Genomic DNA, 18,477 nt, shown 5'->3' with positions numbered 1-18,477 from the left:
TCGCGCAAGGCTTCCGCAACCTCGACCACTACATCTTGCGGTCCCTACTGCACTCGGGTCAGCTCACCGAACGAGTCAACGCACTCTGAAATACGAAGAGCCCGTTTACCGTCGCGCCGTCGCTGTAGTCGTCAACAAGCCGGTCGACCTCGGCGGCGGTGAGAAAGGTTTGAAGATGTTCAATCCTCCGAATCACGGTGCCCCGAGGGGCCCATCGGGCCGGTTTCCGGTCGCTGAGACACCCGGCTGTGCTGGCTGGTGGGGATGCGTGGCTGGCACGCTGAGTCCAGGAAGTTCTTTCCGATGGAAGCGGGCAACCGTCTGCCCCTTCGAAGACGACTCTCAGATGGCGCCATTCACTATTAGCCGCAAGAGTGCAGGTCAGAGACACCATATAAGATCAATCATTGATGGCTGTCTGGCGCCGGGCGTGGACTCGCGGGCGGGTGGGCCGAGGTTGCTCGCTTCGAGAGAGAGAAGAACGAACATGGCTAAAGGTCACCAGTGCCCGAACTGCGGAAGGCATACGCTTCAGCCCTACACGACCAACCAACTCCGGTGTTCGAACTGCGACACCGTAGTGAAGAAAGCCCAACTGTAACGACAGTGGCACACAGCGTCGACTTCCGGCGGCGCGGACTGGGCGCGGTGCCCCTGCGGGCCGGAAGTGGATATGCTCGGGGCCGAGCAGCCACGACGGGACGAGACGACGTGCGCGAGTAGCTGGAGGGTGCGTTGTCGGTCGTCGAGCGTCTGGACCGCTTTCAGCGCCGCTACCCCAAGACGGGCTATCCGCTGGCGGTGATCTACAAGTTCGTCGACGACCAGGGCGGCTACCTGGCCGCGCTGATCACCTACTACGGATTCGTCTCGCTGTTCCCGCTCCTGCTGCTGTTCACCACCGTCCTGGGCTTCGTGCTGGAGAACAATCCCGGCCTGCGCGATCAGATCGTCAGTTCCACCCTCAGCGAGATCCCGGTGATCGGCGGCCAGCTCAACGACCCGGCGGCTCTCAGCGGCGGCACGGTGGCCGTCGTCATCGGCCTAGTGGGTGCGCTCTACGGCGGTCTCGGCGTGGCCGTCGCCTCCCAGAACGCCATGAACGCCGTCTGGGACGTCCCGCGCAACAGCCGGCCCAACCCGATCAAGGTGCGACTGCGCGGACTGGTGCTGCTGTTCACCGTCGGCCTGACGATGGTCGCCCTCGTCGCGATCAGCATCACCGCCGCCTCCTTCGACGTGACCGGGCTCGGCGAGCTGTACACGCGCGCAGGCACCCTGCTGCTGGCGTTGGTGGTGTTCACCTTCGCCTTCATCTTCGGCACCGCGCGCAAGGTGCGGGTGCTCGACGTCCTGCCCGGCGCGGCGATCGCGGCGATCGGCTGGCAACTCCTCGAGCACTTCGGCGGCTTCTACATCGAGCGCGTCATCGCGCGCACCGAGAAGATCAACGGCGTCTTCGCCATGGTGCTGGGGCTGATCGCGTTCATCTACCTGGCCGCCGCGATGGTGGTGATCTGCCTCGAGATCAACGCCGTCCGCGTCGACAAGCTCTACCCGCGCGCCCTGCTCACACCGTTCACCGACAACGTGGTGCTCACCGAGGGCGACGAGAACGCCTATCGGCAGCTGGCGCAGGCGCAGCGGCAGAAGGGCTTCCAAACCATCGAGGTCACGTTCGATAATCCGCGCGAGAAGACCTAAGCTGGCGGGGCGCACGCAGCGCCTGCGCCGACCGGGACGACCCGGCCGCCTTCTTCCTCGCGGGGACGACCCCGCCCGGAGTCGACCCCCTCATGTCCGGCCTCGCCCGCATCGTTCTCGGTTGGGGCGCGTTCGTCGCGCTCACCCTCTCCGGCGACCTGCTCGCCGCCCCCGTCCCCGCCCCGCTGCTGATCGCGGCGCTCGCCGGGATCGTCCTGGTCATCGTCATCGCCGCCTTCGGGGTGGTGACCCAGGCCGAGTCGCTGGCCCACCGCCTCGGCGACCCCTACGGCACCCTGATCCTCACGCTGTCGATCGTGCTGATCGAGGTGGTGCTGATCTCGGCGATCCTGCTGGGGCCCGGCGCGCACCCCACCATCGCCCGCGACTCGGTGATGGCCGTGTCGATGATCATCGTGAACCTGGTGGTGGGCGCCGCGCTCGTGGTCGGCGGCCGACGACACCGCGACGGTCTCACGGTCAACCGCACCGGCACGAGGATCTACCTGGTCCTGCTGGTGCTGCTGTGCGCCGTGGCCTTCGCGCTCCCGAAGTTGATCGGCGTCGACGGCTCGTACACCGCGGCGCAAGCCGTCGTCGTCGCCGTCGGCACCCTCGGGCTGTACGCCTTCTTCCTGTACCGGCAGACCGGGCCCGACGCGGATGCCTTCCGCGAACCGGGCGCCGCAGCCGAGCCCAAGCATCCGCCGGCGGGCCGGGTGTGGGCCGAGCACCGCCGCGAGATCCTCACCCGCATCGCGCTGCTGGTGGTCACCGCGATTCCCATCGTGCTGCTCTCGCACGATTTGGCGAGCCTGCTCGACGACGGCCTGGCACGCCTCGGCGCCCCCGAACCGCTGGCCGGCCTACTGATCGCGGCGATCGTCTTCCTGCCGGAATCGCTCACCGCGATCCGGGCCGGCCGCGCCGGCGAGACGACGCGGGTGAGCAACCTGTGCCACGGCGCACTGGTGTCCACCGTGGGCCTGACCATCCCGGCGGTCCTGGTGATCGGACTGCTCACCGGCAAGACGGTGGTGCTGGCCGAGTCCGGGACCCACCTGATTCTGCTGGCCGTCTCACTCGCGTTGTCGTTCGCGACCTTCGGCGCGCGCCGGATCCGTGCCTGGCACGGCGCGCTGCACCTGCTGGTCTTCGCCGTCTACGCGCTGGTGCTGTTCGTGTAGCCCGGGGCCAGTTCGGCGATGCGTCGGGCCAGGGCGACGTCGAGTTCGGTGAGACCGCCGACGTCGTGCGTGGTCAGCGCCACCCCGACGGTGCCGTACCGAAAGTCCAGGTCCGGGTGGTGGCCTGCGGCTTCGGCCGCGTCGACGATCGCCTGCACGAAGGCCAGGCCCCGCACCATCGATCCGGTGCGGTAGTCGGCGCGCAAAACATCGCCGTCCACCCGCCATCCCGCCGGAATCTGTGCGGCGGCGTCGGCGGCGGACAATCGGCGAGGATCGGCACCCATGCCGCGATGCTACGACGCCGCGCGACCCCTGTCGACGCGCAGGGAAATCACCCGATCGATCCATCGACGACCGCCTTCGGTAAGACTGAACGGTATGAGTCCGGATTCCCCAGAAGCCCGCCTCTCCTGGCTCGACGCCGCTCCGTGGCTCACCGAACAGGGCGGCGATCCCGAGTTCTTCTGGATCGACGACCACCCCGCCGACGCCGACCCGGAGGTGGCCCGCGCCCACTGCGACCTGATCGCGGTGCTCATCGCCGAGACGCAGCCCACCGTCGCCCTCGGCGAACTGCTGCCGCTGCTGCCGGGCGGGGTGGACCTGATCCCCGACCCGAACCTGCCCACTCGCACCGCGAACTGGCTGCTCGCCTCCTCTACCTTCACCACCGATCGCATTCGCGACGTCACCACCTCGGCGATCCTGGGTAGCCGCGGCATGGGCATGGGTTCGGTGCTGCCCCTGCTGAGCCGCCTGGTGAAGCTGTCCACCCAGGCGGACCGGGTCGGCGGCGATCATTCCGATGCCCGGCGGCGCGCGGTCGACGACGTGATCCGGGATCTGGAGATCATCGCCCGCTGGTGGCGCGCGACCGGCGACGAGGACACCCCGCTGCTGAGCGAGCTGCCCGCGGCCGCACCCTCGGTGGCCCGCGACGCGCACCGGCGCCTGCACGCCCTCACCGCGGCGGCACCGGCCGTGGCCGCACGCGCGACGAGCGTCGCCGACCAACTCAGCCGACGACTGCAGGACCTGCCCGAACGTGACCTCGAGGTCTTCGTCGAACGCCGCCTCACCGAGGAGCGCACCCGCCTGGAGGCCCTCGGCGAACGGTTCGGCGTCTCCCGCGAACGGGTGCGGCAGTATGAGGCCCGCGCGCTCGACGACCTCTACGACTGGCTGGAGAACAACTCCGATGCGCAGTTCCTGATCGACTCGGCCGTGGTCGTCATGGACGCGGTCCGTCCCCTCGCGCACGTGGTGGCCGCGCTGCCGGCCATCGGCGAGGAGGTCGCCGCCGTCGGTCGGCCGCTGTGGCGGGTCCTGGTCGGAATCGGCGCCCCGTTCGAGGTCGACGGACCCTGGGCCGCCTCCCCCACGCTGCAGAGCGCGCGGGAGAAGACCCAGCAGCTCCTGCTCGACCGCGCCGACGACTACGGCGTGGTCGATCCGGCGGCCCTCGCCGACCTCACCGCCGCCGCACTGCCCGACGAGGACCCGAGGTGGCGCACCGACTGGGTCACCGCGCTGGGCCACGTGGTCAATCGCGAGGCGATCCTGACGCGCACCGGCACCATCGAGGACTATGCGGCGGCGGTGCTGTCGCTGCACGGCGAGCCGATGACCCCGGAGGAACTGGTCGCAAGCTTCCACGTGGAGCGGTCGGCCCGCTCGATGGTCAACCAGATGACCGGTGACGAACGGTTCAGCCGGGTCAGCCGCACCCAGTGGGGTCTGCGCGCATGGGGCGGACGCGAGTACGCCACCATCCGCGGCGCCATCGGCGACCTGCTCGACGAGGTCGGCGGCAGCGCACCGCTGGAACAGCTGGTCGACTCCCTCGCCCCGCGCTTCGACGTGAAACCCGCGAGCATCGTCGCCTACGCCGCCGCCCCGCCGTACCGCACCGACGACGGCATCGTCACGCGCACCGATCACGCCCCGCAGCCGCGCAAGTCGCCCGCGCAGACCCGGCACCTGTACCGCGTCGGGTCGGCGTGGAAGCTGCGGGTGACCGTCAACGCCGAGCACCTGCGCGGCAGCGGTTCGCCCCTGCCGATCGCGCTGACCACCGCGCTCGGGCTCGAGCACGGCCAGTCCCGGCAGCTGTCCTCGGCGCACGGGCCGCAGCTGGTGTCGTGGACGTCCCTGCAGCCCAGTCTCGGCAGCGTCCGCCGCTTCTTCGCCGACACCGCCGACGATCCGCCCACCGAAGTGTTCCTGGTGTTCACCGACGACGGCGGTTTCGACATCGAGGACGCCCGCAGCAGCGCCGAGGACCCCGCGGACCGGCTGCTCGCCGCCGTCGGCGCGCCCGGCTCCGGCGCCCCCGTCGCCGATCCGGCTGCGGCCAGGTCCGTGCTGGCGGTGGCCGTCGGACTGCCCGAGGAAGCCTCCGCCGACACCGTCCGGTCCGCGCTGGTCGCCCGCGGCGAGGAGGACCTCGCCGACCTCGTCGACGGGTGAGACCGCGGCGCTGCGCGCGTGGGACACTCGAAGCAACCGATCAGCCCGTAGGCAACCGATGACCCCGCAGGCAACCGATGACAGGGAGGACTCCCACCATGCCGCCGCGCCGCCGTTCCGCCGTCCCCGCCTCGCTCACCGCCGAGGATCTGGCGGTGCTCGCCGCCGCCGTCGCCGAGGGCCGCCGCGCCACGGTGTACCTGCGGGAGGGCACGCCCAGCCTGGGCCTGCCGCCCGGCAGTTCGGCCCGGGTGATCGCCGTCGAGGGCCAGACCGTGGTGGTGCGTCCCCGCGGCGTGGACGACGAGCTGCCCTACGAGGCCGACGAACTGCGCCGCACCAAGAACCCGCCGCCGGCCCCGGCGCCCAGCAAGTCGGCCGCTCTCAAGAAGACCGCCGCCAAGAAGACCGACGCCACGTCTGCCGCCCCGAAGAAGACTGCGCCCGCGAAGAAGGCGCCCGCCAAGAAGGTTGCCGCCGCCCCGGCCCCGCAGGCCTCCCGAACGCCCGTCCCCCGCACGCCGTCGGCCGGCCCGCCGAAGTCGGTGACCGTGACCCTGTTCGGCTCCCCCGACAACACCTGGTCGGTGGCCGTCGCCCGAGGCGGGCGGAAGCCACAGCGTTCGCGCGAGGTACCGGCCGACGCGGTCGAGTCCGCGGTGGCAGGACTCGGCGACACCTCGGCGATCGAGGCGGTCGGCAGCGTGCTGCACGTCGCGCGCGAACAGGCCCGCGAACGCGTCGCGGCACTCAGCCGGGAACTCGACGAAGCACGCCAGGCGCTGGCGGCCTTGTCAGACACCGATGAACGTCGCACCCCGCTGACATAGTGGGAGGCATGCGATCGACGTGTTCTCTCTACATCGACACCGGCTACCTGCTGGCGTCGGCCGCCCGACGAGTCACCGGGACCTCGCTGCGCAGCGGCATCCACGTGGAGTACCGCCGACTGATCGACTCGCTCATCGCGCTGGTGCAGGACCAGTCCGGGCTGCCACTGCTGCGCGTGCACTGGTACGACTCCGCCCACAACGGCGTGCCCGACTACCAGCAGCAGCGCATCGGTGAACTCGCGAAGGTGAAGCTGCGGCTCGGCCGCGTCGGCTACGAAGGCCAGCAGAAGGGGGTCGATCTGCGGATCGGACTCGACCTGGTGACCCACGCCCGCAACAAGACCTCCGACGTGTTCTTCCTGGTCACCGGTGACGACGACCTGACCGAGGCGGTGGAGGAAGCGCAGGTGCACGGCGTCCAGGTGGTGCTGCTGGCCGTACCGGTCAACGGCGACCGCCCGCACGGCGTCAGCAAGCATCTGCTGCGGGCCGTCGACGATCTGCAAGTGGTCGACGGCGCGATCATCGACGACGCCGCCCTCAAGGTGGAGCTCGACGCCGCGCCGGCCGCCGCCGTCCCGGCGCCTGCGGTCCCCGCTCCCAAGCCCGGTCCGTCCCCGCGGGATCTGGCGACCTCGCGACCCATCGCGACTCCGGCGAAGGCGCCGGCCCCGGTGTTGGCGTACACCTCGTCGACGGGAGCCGACAGCTATGTGGCGGCCGAGTATCAGCGGACCCCGTGCGAGGAGACCGTGCCCGAGGCCCTCACCCCGGACCTCATCGACCGCATCGCCGAACAGGTGGTCAACTCGTTCCTGACCAGCTCCGACGAGAACGCCAAGGCTGCCCTGGCGCACTCGCGCCCGTCGATCCCCCGCGACCTCGATCGGGCGCTGCTGCTGGATGCGTGCGAAGCCATCGACGTCTACGACCTGCCCGAGCAGGCGCGTTTCCGGCTCCGCAACCGCTTCTGGGACCGGCACGACGCACTGTCGGCGGCGGGCCGCTAGCCGATCAGTCGGCGAGGAAGTCGCGCTGGAAGATCGCCATCCGCGTGACGTCCTGGTAGGCGCCGTCGGCGAAGTACTCCTCCCGCAGCACGCCCTCGCTGCGGAACCCGGCCTTCTCGTAGACGTGGATCGCCGCCGCGTTGGCGTTGTCCACCAGCAGGTAGACCTTGTGCATGTTCAGGATCGCGAAGGCGTACCGCAGCACCGACCGCGTGGCGATGCCCGCGTAGCCGTTGCCCTGCGCGTCGGGTGCCACGATGATCTGGAACTCGCAATGACGGTGTCGCACATCGATGTTCACCAGCTCGACGATCCCGCAGCGGCGTCCCGCGTCGTCGATCACGAAGCGCCGCTCCGACTCGTCGTGGATGCGTTGCGAGTACCGGTCCTCCATCGCCGCCAGCGAGTAGGTCGGTTCGACGAACCAGTAGCGCACCACCTCCGGATCGTTGAACAACCCGTGCACAAAGGGCAGATCCGCTCGTTCCAGCGTGCGCAGCGCAGCCGTCATCGGGACGTCTCCTCATTCTCCTCGGGGCCGACACCGCACCGACCGCTGATTCCAGCCTAAGCCCCCCGCTCGCGGACACCGGCGAAGTAGGGTCGGCCACTATGGACCAGCCTTCGGGTGCCCCGCGCGAGAGTCGCCGCGACGACGGCGTGGTGCTCCGCGTCCTGATCTACTCCGACGATCACCGCACGCGCGCCCAGGTGCGCGGGGCGCTGGGCACTCGCCTGCACCCGGAGCTGCCGGAGCTGGAGTTCCTCGACGTGGCGACGGCACCGATCGTGCTGACCGAGCTCGACACCGGCACCGTCGACCTGGTGATCCTGGACGGCGAGACCGCCCCGTACGGCGGTCTGGGCCTGGCCAAGCAGCTGCGCGACGAGTACGACCCGTGCCCTCCGCTGCTGGTGCTGATCGCCCGTGCGGCCGATCGCTGGCTCGCCGACTGGTCCCGCGCCGACGCCAGCGCCACCCTCCCGGTGGACCCGATCGCGCTCTCGCACGAGGTCACCGCGTTGCTGCGTCGCGGACCCGCTCGGGCCTGAGCGTTCCTCCCCACTTCCGCGCCATCCGTGACTAGTGTGTGTGGCAAGTCACATGCGTGGCACTGATCACGCCGAGTAGGCCAATTCAGTTGCGGCACAACGAGGACGGAGGCGACATGAACGCATACGCACCGATCCTGATGCTGGGCGCCGTGGCCCTCGCCTTCGCCCTGGTCTCGGTGGTTCTGGCCTCCGTCGTCGGCCCGCGGCGGCACAATCGCGCCAAGCTCGAAGCCTACGAATGCGGCATCGAACCGCTGCCGCCGACGGCCGGGATGGTGCAGCGTTTTCCGGTGAAGTACTACCTCACCGCCATGCTCTTCATCATCTTCGACATCGAGATCGTCTTCCTCTATCCGTGGGCGGTGGCCGCCGACAGCCTCGGCTGGTTCGGCCTGATCGCGGTGGGCCTGTTCCTGGTCAACGTGTCGGTCGCCTACGCCTACGAGTGGCGGCGCGGCGGACTGCGGTGGGATTGACGGAGGCGAGGCGCAATGGGAATCGAAGAACAGCTGCCGGGCGGGTTTCTGCTGACCACCGTCGAGAAGCTCGCCGGCTACATGCGCAAGGGCTCGCTGTGGCCGGCCACCTTCGGGTTGGCGTGCTGCGCCATCGAGATGATGGCCACCACCTCGGGCAAATACGATCTGGCACGGTTCGGCATGGAGGCCTTCCGCGCCTCCCCGCGGCAGGCGGACCTGATGATCGTCGCCGGACGCGTCAGCCAGAAGATGGCGCCGGTGCTGCGGCAGATCTACGACCAGATGGCCGAACCGAAGTGGGTGCTCGCCATGGGTGTGTGCGCGTCCTCGGGCGGCATGTTCAACAACTACGCCATCGTGCAGGGCGTGGACCATGTGGTGCCGGTCGACATCTATCTCCCCGGCTGCCCGCCGCGCCCGGAGATGCTGCTGAACGCGATCCTGGCGCTGCACGAGCAGATCGCCGCCGAACCCCTGGGCGTGCACCGCGAGCAAGCCGCCCGCGCCGCCGAGCGCGCGGCGCTGGCCGCACCCACCACGCTGGAGCTGAAGGGGCTGCTCCGATGAGCGGGCTGTTCGGGCCGCCCGGGACCGGCGACACGTCCGGCTTCGGCGGACTGCGCACCACCGTCGCCCTGCCGGTGGCCGCGGAGCGTCCCTACGGCGGCTGGTTCGACGAGGTGGTCGACGACCTGATCGCGGGCCTGACCGCGCGCGGGGTGGACCCGACCGCGGCATTGGAGCAGGTGGTCGTCGACCGCGGCGAACTGACCCTGGTGATCGCCCGACGCCATCTGCTCGCCGCCGCGGCCACCCTGCGCGATGAGCCGACGCTGCGCTTCGAACTGTGCCTGGGCGTGAACGGCGTGCACTACCCGCAGCGGACCGGGCGCGAACTGCACGCGGTCTATCCCCTCCGTTCGATCACCCACAACCGGCTGCTGCGGATGGAGACCACCGCGCCCGATGACGACCCGCGCGTCCCGAGCCTGGTCGCGGTCTATCCGACCAACGACTGGCACGAGCGCGAGACCTACGACTTCTTCGGCATCGTCTTCGCCGGCCATCCCTCGCTGACCCGGATCGAGATGCCCGACGACTGGGCGGGGCACCCGCAGCGCAAGGACTACCCGCTCGGCGGCATTCCGGTCGAATACAAGGGCGCCACGGTGCCGCCGCCGGACGAGCGGAGATCGTATCGATGACCCAGCAGAGTTACACCGTCAGCGGCCGGGACTGGAACGATCTGGTGCAGACGCTCGCCGATCGCGGCGCCGCCGACGAGCGCATCGTGGTCAACATGGGCCCGCAGCACCCGTCCACCCACGGCGTGCTGCGTCTGATCCTGGAGATCGAGGGCGAGACGGTCACCGAGGCCCGCTGCGGCATCGGCTACCTGCACACCGGTATCGAGAAGAACCTGGAGTACCGCAACTGGGTGCAGGGGGTCACGTTCGTGACCCGGATGGACTACCTCGCCCCGTTCTTCAGCGAAACCGCCTACTGCCTGGGCGTGGAGAAGCTGCTGGGCATCACCGACGACATCCCGCCGCGCGCCACCGCGATCCGGGTGCTCCTCATGGAGCTCAACCGCATCAGCTCGCATCTGGTGGCCCTGGCCACCGGCGGGATGGAGCTGGGCGCGGTGACCCCGATGTTCCTCGGTTTCGGCGCCCGCGAAACGATCCTGGACCTGTTCGAGGACATCACCGGTCTGCGCATGAACCACGCCTTCATCCGGCCGGGCGGCCTGGCCGCGGACCTGCCCGACGGCGCCGTGGAGGCGATCGCCGCGGTGCTCGACGCCCTGCCCGCACAGATCGCCGAGGTGGAAACCCTCCTCACCCACAATCCGATCTGGAAGGCGCGCACCCGCGGCGTGGGCTACCTGGACCTGACCGGCGCGATGGCGCTGGGCATCACCGGGCCGGTGCTGCGCTCGACCGGACTGCCGCACGATCTGCGCGTCTCCGCCCCCTACTGCGGCTACGAGGACTACGAATTCGACGTCGCCACCGACACCGCGTGCGACTCCTACGGCCGCTACCTGATCCGGGTGCAGGAGATGCACGAGTCGATCAAGATCGCCCGCCAGGCGTTGGCCCGCCTGGAACCGGGACCGGTGATGGTGGGCGACGGCAAGCTGGCCTGGCCGGCCAAGCTCACCGTCGGCCCGGACGGTCTCGGCAACGCGCCCGAGCACATCGCCGAGATCATGGGCGGCTCCATGGAGTCGCTGATCCACCACTTCAAGCTGGTCACCGAGGGGCTGCGGGTGCCGCCGGGCCAGTGCTACGTGGCGGTGGAGGCCCCGCGCGGGGAACTGGGCGTGCACGTGGTCTCCGACGGCGGGACCCGGCCCTACCGGGTGCACTTCCGGGATCCGTCGTTCACCAACCTGCAGGCGGTGGCCGCCATGTGCGAGGGCGGCCTGGTGGCCGACGTCATCACGGCCGTGGCCAGCATCGATCCGGTGATGGGAGGTGTGGACCGATGAGCGAGCCGATTCCCCTGCCGCTGACGTTCTCCGCCTCGCCCGCCCACCCGCGCCTGGAGTTCGGCGGACCCGAACGCTACGACGACGAGACCGCGTCCGCCCTGGCCGCCGACGCCGCGCCGATCGTGGCCCGGTACCCGCAGTCCGGTTCGGCCCTGCTGCCGCTGCTGCATCTGGTGCAGAGCCACGACGGCTACGTCACTCGGGCCGGGATCGACTTCTGCGCCCGCACCCTCGAGCTGACGCACGCGCAGGTGGCGGGGGTGGCCACCTTCTACACGATGTACCGCCGGGAACCCACAGGCACGCATCTCGTCGGGGTCTGCACCACCACCCTGTGCGCGGTGCTCGGCGGCGACGCGATCCTGGCCGCCCTCAGCGACGGCCTGGGGATCGCCGTGGGCGAGACCACCGACGACGGCGCGGTGACCCTGGAGCGGGTGGAGTGCAATGCGGCCTGCGACTTCGCACCGGTGGTGATGGTGAATTGGGAGTTCTTCGACGAGCAGACCCCCGACTCGGCGCAGCGGTTGATCGCCGACCTGCGCGCCGGGGCGCCCGTCGTCCCCAGCCGCGGCGCGTCGTCGCTGTGTACCTTCCGACAGGCCGCCCGCCTGTTGGCCGGGGCCCCGGAGGAGGAGCCATGATCACCGTCGATCTGCCGTCCCCGATCCCCGAGCCGGCGCACGCGCCGGTGCTCAGCCGTCACTGGTCCGACGAGGAGTCGTGGACGCTGCCGAACTACTTGCGGCGCAACGGTTATCAGGGTTTGAAGGCCGCGCTGCGGATGCGCCCGGCCGAGGTGATCGAACTGGTGAAGGACTCCGGTCTGCGCGGCCGCGGCGGCGCCGGCTTCCCGGTCGGCACCAAGTGGTCGTTCATTCCGCAGCCGACCACGACGCCGCACTACCTGGTGGTCAACGCCGACGAGTCCGAGCCCGGCACGTGCAAGGACATGCCCCTGATGCTGGCCGCGCCGCACATGCTGATCGAGGGCATCCTGATCGCCGCGTACGCCATCGACGCCCGCCACGCGTTCATCTACATCCGCGGCGAAGTGGCCTCGGTGGTGCGCCGCCTCCGCGAGGCCGTCCGCGAGGCCTACGACGCCGGGCTGCTCGGCCGCAATGTGCTCGGCTCCGGGCTGGACCTGGAACTGGTGGTCCACGCCGGCGCCGGCGCCTACATCTGCGGCGAGGAGACCGCGCTGCTGGACTCGCTCGAGGGCCGCCGCGGACAACCCCGCCTGCGTCCGCCGTTCCCGGCGACGGCCGGGCTGTACGCCAGTCCCACCGTGGTCAACAACGTCGAATCCATCGCCAGCGTCCCGGCCATCGTGCGCAACGGCGCGGACTGGTTCACGTCGATGGGCACCGAACGCTCCCCCGGTTTCACCCTCTACTCGCTGTCCGGGCACGTCGCGCGCCCCGGCCAGTACGAGGCGCCGCTGGGCGTGACCCTGCGCGAACTGCTCGACCGGGCCGGCGGGATCCGGGCCGGGCACACCCTGAAGTTCTGGACTCCCGGCGGATCGTCGACCCCGTTGCTCACCGCCGAGCACCTGGACGTGCCCCTGGACTACGAGGGGGTCGCCGAAGCCGGTTCCATGCTGGGCACCAAGGCGCTGCAGATCTTCGACGACACCGTCTGCGTGGTCCGGGCCGTGACCCGGTGGACCGAGTTCTACGCCCACGAGTCGTGCGGCAAGTGCACGCCCTGCCGGGAAGGCACCTACTGGCTGGTTCAGATGATGCGGCGGCTGGAGGCCGGGGACGCCACCGAAGCGGACCTGACGACGCTGGTCGACATCACCGACTCCATCGTGGGCAAGGCCTTCTGTGCCCTCGGCGACGCCGCGGGAGCCCCGATCATGAGTTCGCTCAAGTACTTTCGCGAGGAATACCTGGCCCATTTCCCCGGCGGCTGCCCGTTCGATCCCGCGCAGTCGACCGCCTTCGCCGACGGCGGCACACCATGACCGCCCCGGACATGGTCACCCTGACCATCGACGACGTGGAGGTGACGGTGCCCGCCGGCACGCTGGTGATCCGCGCCGCCGAGCTGGTCGGCATCGAGATCCCGCGGTTCTGCGATCACCCGCTGCTGGCCCCGGTCGGCGCCTGCCGTCAGTGCCTGGTGGAGATCTCCGGGCAGCGCAAGCCGATGGCCTCGTGCACCATTCCGGTGGCCGAGGGCATGGTGGTCCGCACGCAGCACACCTCCACCGAGGCCGCCCGCGCCCAGTCCGGGGTGATGGAGCTGCTGCTGATCAACCATCCGCTCGACTGCCCCACCTGCGACAAGGGCGGGGAATGCCCGCTGCAGAACCAGGCGATGTCGGCCGGGCGACCCCGCTCCCGGTTCACCGGGACCAAGCGGATCTACACCAAGCCGGTGCCGCTGTCGTCGGAGATCCTGCTGGACCGCGAACGCTGCGTCCTGTGCGCCCGCTGCACCCGCTTCGCCGACGAGATCGCCGGTGACCCGCTCATCGAACTCGCCGACCGCAGCGCCCTGGAACAGGTCAGCGCCTACGCCGACGAACCGTTCGACTCCTACTTCTCCGGCAACACCGTGCAGATCTGCCCGGTCGGCGCCTTGACCGGCACGGCCTATCGGTTCCGGGCGCGGCCCTTCGATCTGGTGTCCACCCCGAGCGTGTGCGAGCACTGCGCGGCCGGGTGCGCGCAACGCACCGATCACCGCCGCGGCGCCGTGCTGCGCAGGCAGGCCGGCGACGACCCCGAGGTCAACGAGGAGTGGAACTGCGACAAGGGCCGCTGGGCCTTCACCTACGCCCAGGCCGCCGACCGACTCCGGGTGCCGCTGGTGCGCGGCGAGGACGGCGTCCTCGCGCCGGCGTCGTGGTCGCATGCGCTGACGGTCGCCGCCCGCGGGCTCACCGGGGCGGGGGTGCGCGCCGGGGTGCTGGTGGGCGGACGGGCCACCGTCGAGGACGCCTACGCCTACGGCAAATTCGCGCGCACGGTGCTGCACACCAACGACATCGACGTGCGGGTGCGCAGCCACAGCGCCGAGGAGACCGAGTTCCTGGCCGCGCACGTGGCCGGCACCGGGATCGGCGTGACCTGCTCGCGGGTGGAGGCCGCACCGGTGGTGGTGCTGGCCGGGCTGGATCCCGAGGAGGAATGCCCGATCCTGCATCTTCGGCTGCGCAAGGCCGTGCGGCGGGGCGGAATGACGGTCACCACCATCGCGCCGTGGCGCACGCCCGGCTCGGTGAAGACCTCGGCCACCGTGCTGACCTGCGTGCCCGGCGACGAAGCGTCGGTGCTCTCCTCGCCCGCGGTGCACGAGCTGCTGTCGACGCCCGGAGCGCTGCTGCTGATCGGCGAACGCCTGGCCGACGCGCCGGGCGCGTTGTCGGCGGCGGCCGCCGTGGCCGCGGGCACCGGCGCCGGTCTGGCCTGGGTGCCGCGGCGCGCCGGCGAACGCGGCGCCCTCGACGTGGGTGCGGCACCGAACCTGCTGCCGGCCGGCCGGCCGGTGACCTCCGAACGAGCCCGGCGCGACCTCGCCGCGCTCTGGGGCGTGACCCCGCCCGCCGCGCCCGGCCGGGACACCGCCGGGATCCTGGCGGCGCTGCGCGGCGGCGACCTGAACGCCGTGATCACCGGCGCCGTCGACCTGCACGATCTGCCCGACCCGGACGCCGGGCGCCGCGCCCTCGCCGACGCCTTCGTGGTCAGCCTGGAGCAACGCCCGTCGACGGTCACCGAGTTCGCCGACGTGGTCTTCCCCGTCGCGAGCGTCGACGAGAAGGCCGGCACCTTCGTCAGCTGGGAGGGGCGTCCCCGACCGTTCGAGCGGGCGCTGCCGGCCGCGGCCGACGGTCACGCCACCCTCTCCGATCACCGCGTGCTGCACGCCCTGGCCGCGGCGGCCGACACCGACCTCGGCTGCGACAGCGGCGCCGACATCCACCGCGAGTTCGCCGCCATCGGGTCGTGGCGCGGGGAACGGGTCACGCCGCCGGGCTCGACCGCCGCGCCGTCGTCGACGCCCGCGCCCGCCCACGCCGACACCTTCACCTTGGCCACCTGGCGTATGCTGCTCGGCGACGGCCGGCTCCAAGACAACGAGCCGCATCTCGCCGGCACCGCGCGGCGCCCCGTGGTCCGCCTGTCCCCGGCGGCCGCCGCGGCCCTGCACCTGAGCGACGGCGACCCGGTGACCTGCTCCACCGAACGGGGTTCGGTGACCCTGCCGTTGGCGATCACCGACATGCCCGATCGCGTGGTGTGGCTGCCGATGAACGCGCCGCGCGCCCCGCTGCCGCCGGCGCTGGCCGGCCGGTCCGGGATCGACGTGCGGGTGGGGGCGGCCCGATGATTCTCGCGCACACCCCCGACTTTCCCGACCTCGCCGACTTCGGCCACGACCCGTGGTGGCTGATGCTGGCCAAGGCGATCGGCATCTTCGCATTCCTGGTGGTCACGGTGCTCGCGGCCATCCTGGTCGAACGCAAGGCGATGGCGCGCATGCAGAGGCGCCTGGGCCCCAACCGCGTCGGCTGGCACGGCCTGCTGCAGAGCCTGGCCGACGGCGTGAAGCTCGCGCTCAAGGAGGGCATGACGCCGTTCGGCGTGGACAAGCCGCTGTACCTGCTGGCCCCGATCATCGCGGTGGTCCCGGCGTTCCTGGCCTTCGCGGTGATCCCGATGGGACCGTCGGTGTCGGTGTTCGGCCACCACACCCCGCTGCAGCTGACCGACCTCCCGGTGGCGGTGCTCTACGTTCTCGCCGTCACCTCCATCGGGGTGTACGGCATCGTGCTGGCCGGCTGGTCGTCGGGCTCCACCTATCCGCTCCTGGGCGGTCTGCGGTCCACCGCCCAGGTGATCTCCTACGAGATCGCGATGGGCCTGAGCTTCGCCGCGGTCTTCCTGCTCTCGGCCACCATGTCCACCTCCGGGATCGTCGCCGGCCAGCACGGCCGCTGGTACGTGCTGGTGCTGCTGCCGTCGTTCGTCATCTACGCGATCTCCATGGTCGGCGAGACCAACCGGGCCCCGTTCGACCTGCCCGAGGCCGAGGGCGAGCTGGTCGGCGGCTTCCACACCGAGTACTCCTCGCTCAAGTTCGCCATGTTCATGCTCGCCGAGTACATCAACATGGCGACGGTGTCGGCGCTGGCCACCACCCTGTTCCTCGGCGGCTGGCAGGTGCCGTGGCCGCTGAGTCTGATCGGCTCGCTCAACTCCGGGTGGTGGCCGCTGCTGTGGTTCGTCCTCAAGATGTGGTGCTTCCTATTCGTCTTCATCTGGCTGCGCACCACCCTGCCGCGGCTGCGCTACGACCAGTTCATGACGTTGGGCTGGAAGGTGCTGATCCCGTTCGCCCTGGGCTGGGTGATGGTGGTCGCGGTGATCGCGCAGGCCACCCGCGGCATGGCCGCCTGGACCTCGGGCCTGATCTTCGGCGGCGTGGGGCTGGCCGTGACCGCGGCGATGGTGGTCGCGATCGGCCGCGTCGTCGGCGCCGGCTCGTCGTCGATTCCCGACGCCGCGCCGCCGGACCCGAGCGCGCCCTTCGATCCGTTCGCCGGCGGCTTCCCCGTGCCGCCGCTGCCCGGCCAGGTCCTACCCGTGAAGGAGGCCACCGATGCCTGAACTGCCCAAGAGCGTCGCCGGATTCGGCTTGACCCTCGGCGCCATGTTCACCGAGCCGATCACCGAGCAGTATCCCGAGGAGAAGACGCCCACCGCCGCCCGCTACCACGGCCGCCACCAGCTCAACCGCTACGCCGACGGCCTGGAGAAGTGCATCGGCTGCGAACTGTGCGCGTGGGCCTGCCCCGCCGACGCCATCCTGGTGGAGGGCGCCGAGAACACCGACGACGAGCGCTATTCGCCGGGCGAACGCTACGGCCGCGTCTACCAGATCAACTATCTGCGCTGCATCGGCTGCGGGCTGTGCGTCGAGGCCTGCCCCACGCGCGCGCTGACCATGACCGACGACTACGAGATGACCGGTCCCAGCCGCGCCGAAATGATCTACGAGAAGGATCAGCTGCTCGCCCCGCTCGAGGACGGCATGCAACCGCCGCCGCACCCGATGGCGACCGGCACCCGCCCGGAGAACTACTACCGCGGTGAGGTGGGGCCGCAATGACGTCGGCCCTGCTCGCGGCCACCGAACTGACCCGCACCGGTGCCGGCGAAGCGGTCACCTTCTGGGTGCTCGCGACGATCGTGGTGATCGGCGCGCTGGGCGTGGTGCTCAGTCCGCGCGCGGTGTATTCGGCGGTCTTCCTCGCGATGACCATGATCATTCTCGCGGTGTTCTACGTGCTGCAGGGCGCCCTGTTCCTGGGGGTGGTGCAGGTGGTGGTCTACACCGGCGCGGTGATGATGCTGTTCCTGTTCGTGCTCATGCTGATCGGCGTGGACTCGTCGGAGTCGCTCACCGAGACCATTCGCGGGCAACGGTATCTCGGCGCCGGGCTCGGTATCGGGTTCGCGATTCTGCTGGTCGCGGCCATCGGCACCGCCACCCTGACTCCGTTCCGGGGCGCGCCGGACTTCAGCGGGGGCACCGAACCCGGCGGCGGCAACGCGAACATCCGCGCGCTGGCCGAACTGATCTTCGTCGACTACCTGTGGGCCTTCGAACTCACCGGGGCGCTGCTGATCACCGCCACGCTGGGCGCGATGGTGCTGGCCCACCGACAGCGCCTCGGTCCCCGCCGGGGGCAGCGCGAGCTGTCCATCGCCCGCGTGCGGGAGGGACGCCAAGTGACCCCGCTGCCCCCGCCCGGGGTGTTCGCCCGCTACAACGCCGTCGACGTCCCGGCCCGCGAACCGGACGGGCGCCCGTCGAAGGCCTCGGTGAACGCGTTGCTCAACCCGCGTTCCCTGCCGCACCTGCTCGACGAGTCACCCCGCCTGCTTACGCGCCCCGAGGAGGACACGTGAACCCGGCGAACTACCTGTACCTGGCCGCGATCCTGTTCGCCATCGGCGCCTCCGGGGTGCTGCTGCGGCGCAACGCCCTGGTGGTCTTCATGTGCGTGGAGCTGATGCTGAACGCGGCCAACCTGGCGTTCGTCACCTTCGCCCGCATGCACGCCAGCCTGGACGGGCAGGTCATCGCCTTCTTCACCATGGTCGTGGCCGCCGCCGAAGTGGTGGTGGGCCTGGCGATCATCATGATGATCTTCCGCACCCGACGCTCCGCCTCCGTCGACGACGCCGATCTGCTGAGGCGGTGATGGCG

General features: G+C 70.5%; 17 protein-coding genes and 1 pseudogene. 16 read left to right on the top strand and 2 right to left on the bottom strand.

The genetic code is table 11. The annotated features are described in order from the left end of the window. Positions 1-735 precede the first annotated feature (735 nt). Together ACFFJD_RS13950 and ACFFJD_RS13945 are read left to right on the top strand one after the other, a co-directional pair. Positions 736-1,704: a YihY/virulence factor BrkB family protein gene (locus tag ACFFJD_RS13950; RefSeq protein ID WP_382365162.1), complete on the top strand. Its 969-nt coding sequence runs from the start codon at positions 736-738 to the stop codon at positions 1,702-1,704. Between the two features lie 92 nt (positions 1,705-1,796). Continuing rightward, the gene (locus ACFFJD_RS13945; RefSeq protein ID WP_382365160.1) at positions 1,797-2,891 is read left to right on the top strand and encodes a calcium:cation antiporter; all 1,095 of its coding nucleotides are present in this window, start codon (positions 1,797-1,799) and stop codon (positions 2,889-2,891) included. Here the strand turns inward: ACFFJD_RS13945 and ACFFJD_RS13940 are convergent. Continuing rightward, positions 2,867-3,178 carry a 4a-hydroxytetrahydrobiopterin dehydratase gene (locus tag ACFFJD_RS13940; RefSeq protein ID WP_382365158.1) on the bottom strand — a complete coding sequence of 104 codons (312 nt, stop codon included), beginning with the start codon at positions 3,176-3,178 and terminating at the stop codon, positions 2,867-2,869. The genes ACFFJD_RS13945 and ACFFJD_RS13940 overlap by 25 nt on opposite strands. Positions 3,179-3,272: 94 nt before the next feature. Between ACFFJD_RS13940 and ACFFJD_RS13935 the strand changes: the two genes are divergently transcribed. The 3 genes from ACFFJD_RS13935 to ACFFJD_RS13925 all read left to right on the top strand — a co-directional run bounded on the left by ACFFJD_RS13935 (position 3,273) and on the right by ACFFJD_RS13925 (position 7,206). Further along, positions 3,273-5,363 (top strand): sigma factor-like helix-turn-helix DNA-binding protein, encoded by a 2,091-nt coding sequence (locus tag ACFFJD_RS13935; RefSeq protein WP_382365156.1) that lies wholly within the window; start codon positions 3,273-3,275, stop codon positions 5,361-5,363. 98 nt (positions 5,364-5,461) lie between these two features. After that, entirely contained in the window at positions 5,462-6,193 is a 732-nt protein-coding gene (locus ACFFJD_RS13930; protein ID WP_382365154.1) for a hypothetical protein, read from the top strand. Between the two features lie 8 nt (positions 6,194-6,201). Further along, entirely contained in the window at positions 6,202-7,206 is a 1,005-nt protein-coding gene (locus ACFFJD_RS13925; protein WP_382365152.1) for an NYN domain-containing protein, read from the top strand. A 4-nt stretch (positions 7,207-7,210) separates the two neighbouring features. On the opposite strand, the gene ACFFJD_RS13920 is transcribed toward ACFFJD_RS13925, so the two are convergent. After that, complete coding sequence (locus tag ACFFJD_RS13920) at positions 7,211-7,717, bottom strand: GNAT family N-acetyltransferase (RefSeq protein ID WP_382365150.1); 507 nt, start codon at positions 7,715-7,717, stop codon at positions 7,211-7,213. Between the two features lie 101 nt (positions 7,718-7,818). Here ACFFJD_RS13920 and ACFFJD_RS13915 point away from each other — a divergent pair, with 101 nt between their 5' ends. The 11 genes and pseudogenes from ACFFJD_RS13915 (at position 7,819) to nuoK (ending at position 18,472) form a co-directional block, all read left to right on the top strand. Then, positions 7,819-8,259, top strand: a complete 441-nt coding sequence (locus tag ACFFJD_RS13915; RefSeq protein ID WP_382365148.1) for a hypothetical protein — start codon at positions 7,819-7,821, stop codon at positions 8,257-8,259. Positions 8,260-8,375: 116 nt separating this feature from the next. Further along, the gene (locus ACFFJD_RS13910) at positions 8,376-8,738 is read left to right on the top strand and encodes an NADH-quinone oxidoreductase subunit A (protein ID WP_382365146.1); all 363 of its coding nucleotides are present in this window, start codon (positions 8,376-8,378) and stop codon (positions 8,736-8,738) included. A 15-nt stretch (positions 8,739-8,753) separates the two neighbouring features. Then, complete coding sequence (locus tag ACFFJD_RS13905) at positions 8,754-9,308, top strand: NuoB/complex I 20 kDa subunit family protein (protein WP_382365144.1); 555 nt, start codon at positions 8,754-8,756, stop codon at positions 9,306-9,308. Then, entirely contained in the window at positions 9,305-9,946 is a 642-nt protein-coding gene (locus tag ACFFJD_RS13900; protein WP_382365142.1) for an NADH-quinone oxidoreductase subunit C, read from the top strand. Before ACFFJD_RS13905 ends, ACFFJD_RS13900 begins: the two co-directional genes overlap by 4 nt. Then, positions 9,943-11,238: an NADH-quinone oxidoreductase subunit D gene (locus ACFFJD_RS13895; protein WP_382365140.1), complete on the top strand. Its 1,296-nt coding sequence runs from the start codon at positions 9,943-9,945 to the stop codon at positions 11,236-11,238. The genes ACFFJD_RS13900 and ACFFJD_RS13895 overlap by 4 nt, the downstream gene beginning before the upstream one ends. Further along, positions 11,235-13,216: pseudogene (gene nuoF / locus ACFFJD_RS13890) on the top strand (NADH-quinone oxidoreductase subunit NuoF). The gene ACFFJD_RS13895 and the pseudogene nuoF overlap by 4 nt, the downstream one beginning before the upstream one ends. Beyond that, on the top strand, positions 13,213-15,591 hold the full coding sequence (locus ACFFJD_RS13885) for an NADH-quinone oxidoreductase subunit G (protein WP_382365138.1): 2,379 nt from the start codon (positions 13,213-13,215) through the stop codon (positions 15,589-15,591). Before nuoF ends, ACFFJD_RS13885 begins: the two are co-directional and overlap by 4 nt. Beyond that, entirely contained in the window at positions 15,588-16,871 is a 1,284-nt protein-coding gene (gene nuoH / locus ACFFJD_RS13880) for an NADH-quinone oxidoreductase subunit NuoH (RefSeq protein WP_382365136.1), read from the top strand. The genes ACFFJD_RS13885 and nuoH overlap by 4 nt, the downstream gene beginning before the upstream one ends. After that, complete coding sequence (nuoI, locus tag ACFFJD_RS13875; protein WP_382365134.1) at positions 16,864-17,373, top strand: NADH-quinone oxidoreductase subunit NuoI; 510 nt, start codon at positions 16,864-16,866, stop codon at positions 17,371-17,373. The genes nuoH and nuoI overlap by 8 nt, the downstream gene beginning before the upstream one ends. Continuing rightward, positions 17,370-18,176: an NADH-quinone oxidoreductase subunit J gene (locus ACFFJD_RS13870; RefSeq protein WP_382365132.1), complete on the top strand. Its 807-nt coding sequence runs from the start codon at positions 17,370-17,372 to the stop codon at positions 18,174-18,176. The genes nuoI and ACFFJD_RS13870 overlap by 4 nt, the downstream gene beginning before the upstream one ends. Further along, positions 18,173-18,472: an NADH-quinone oxidoreductase subunit NuoK gene (gene nuoK / locus ACFFJD_RS13865; protein ID WP_382365130.1), complete on the top strand. Its 300-nt coding sequence runs from the start codon at positions 18,173-18,175 to the stop codon at positions 18,470-18,472. Before ACFFJD_RS13870 ends, nuoK begins: the two co-directional genes overlap by 4 nt. Positions 18,473-18,477: the final 5 nt, after the last annotated feature.

The organism is Gordonia phosphorivorans (genome assembly GCF_042432625.1).
GTDB classification, from domain to species: domain Bacteria; phylum Actinomycetota; class Actinomycetes; order Mycobacteriales; family Mycobacteriaceae; genus Gordonia; species Gordonia phosphorivorans.
This window is presented reverse-complemented; position numbering and strand designations above follow the sequence as displayed.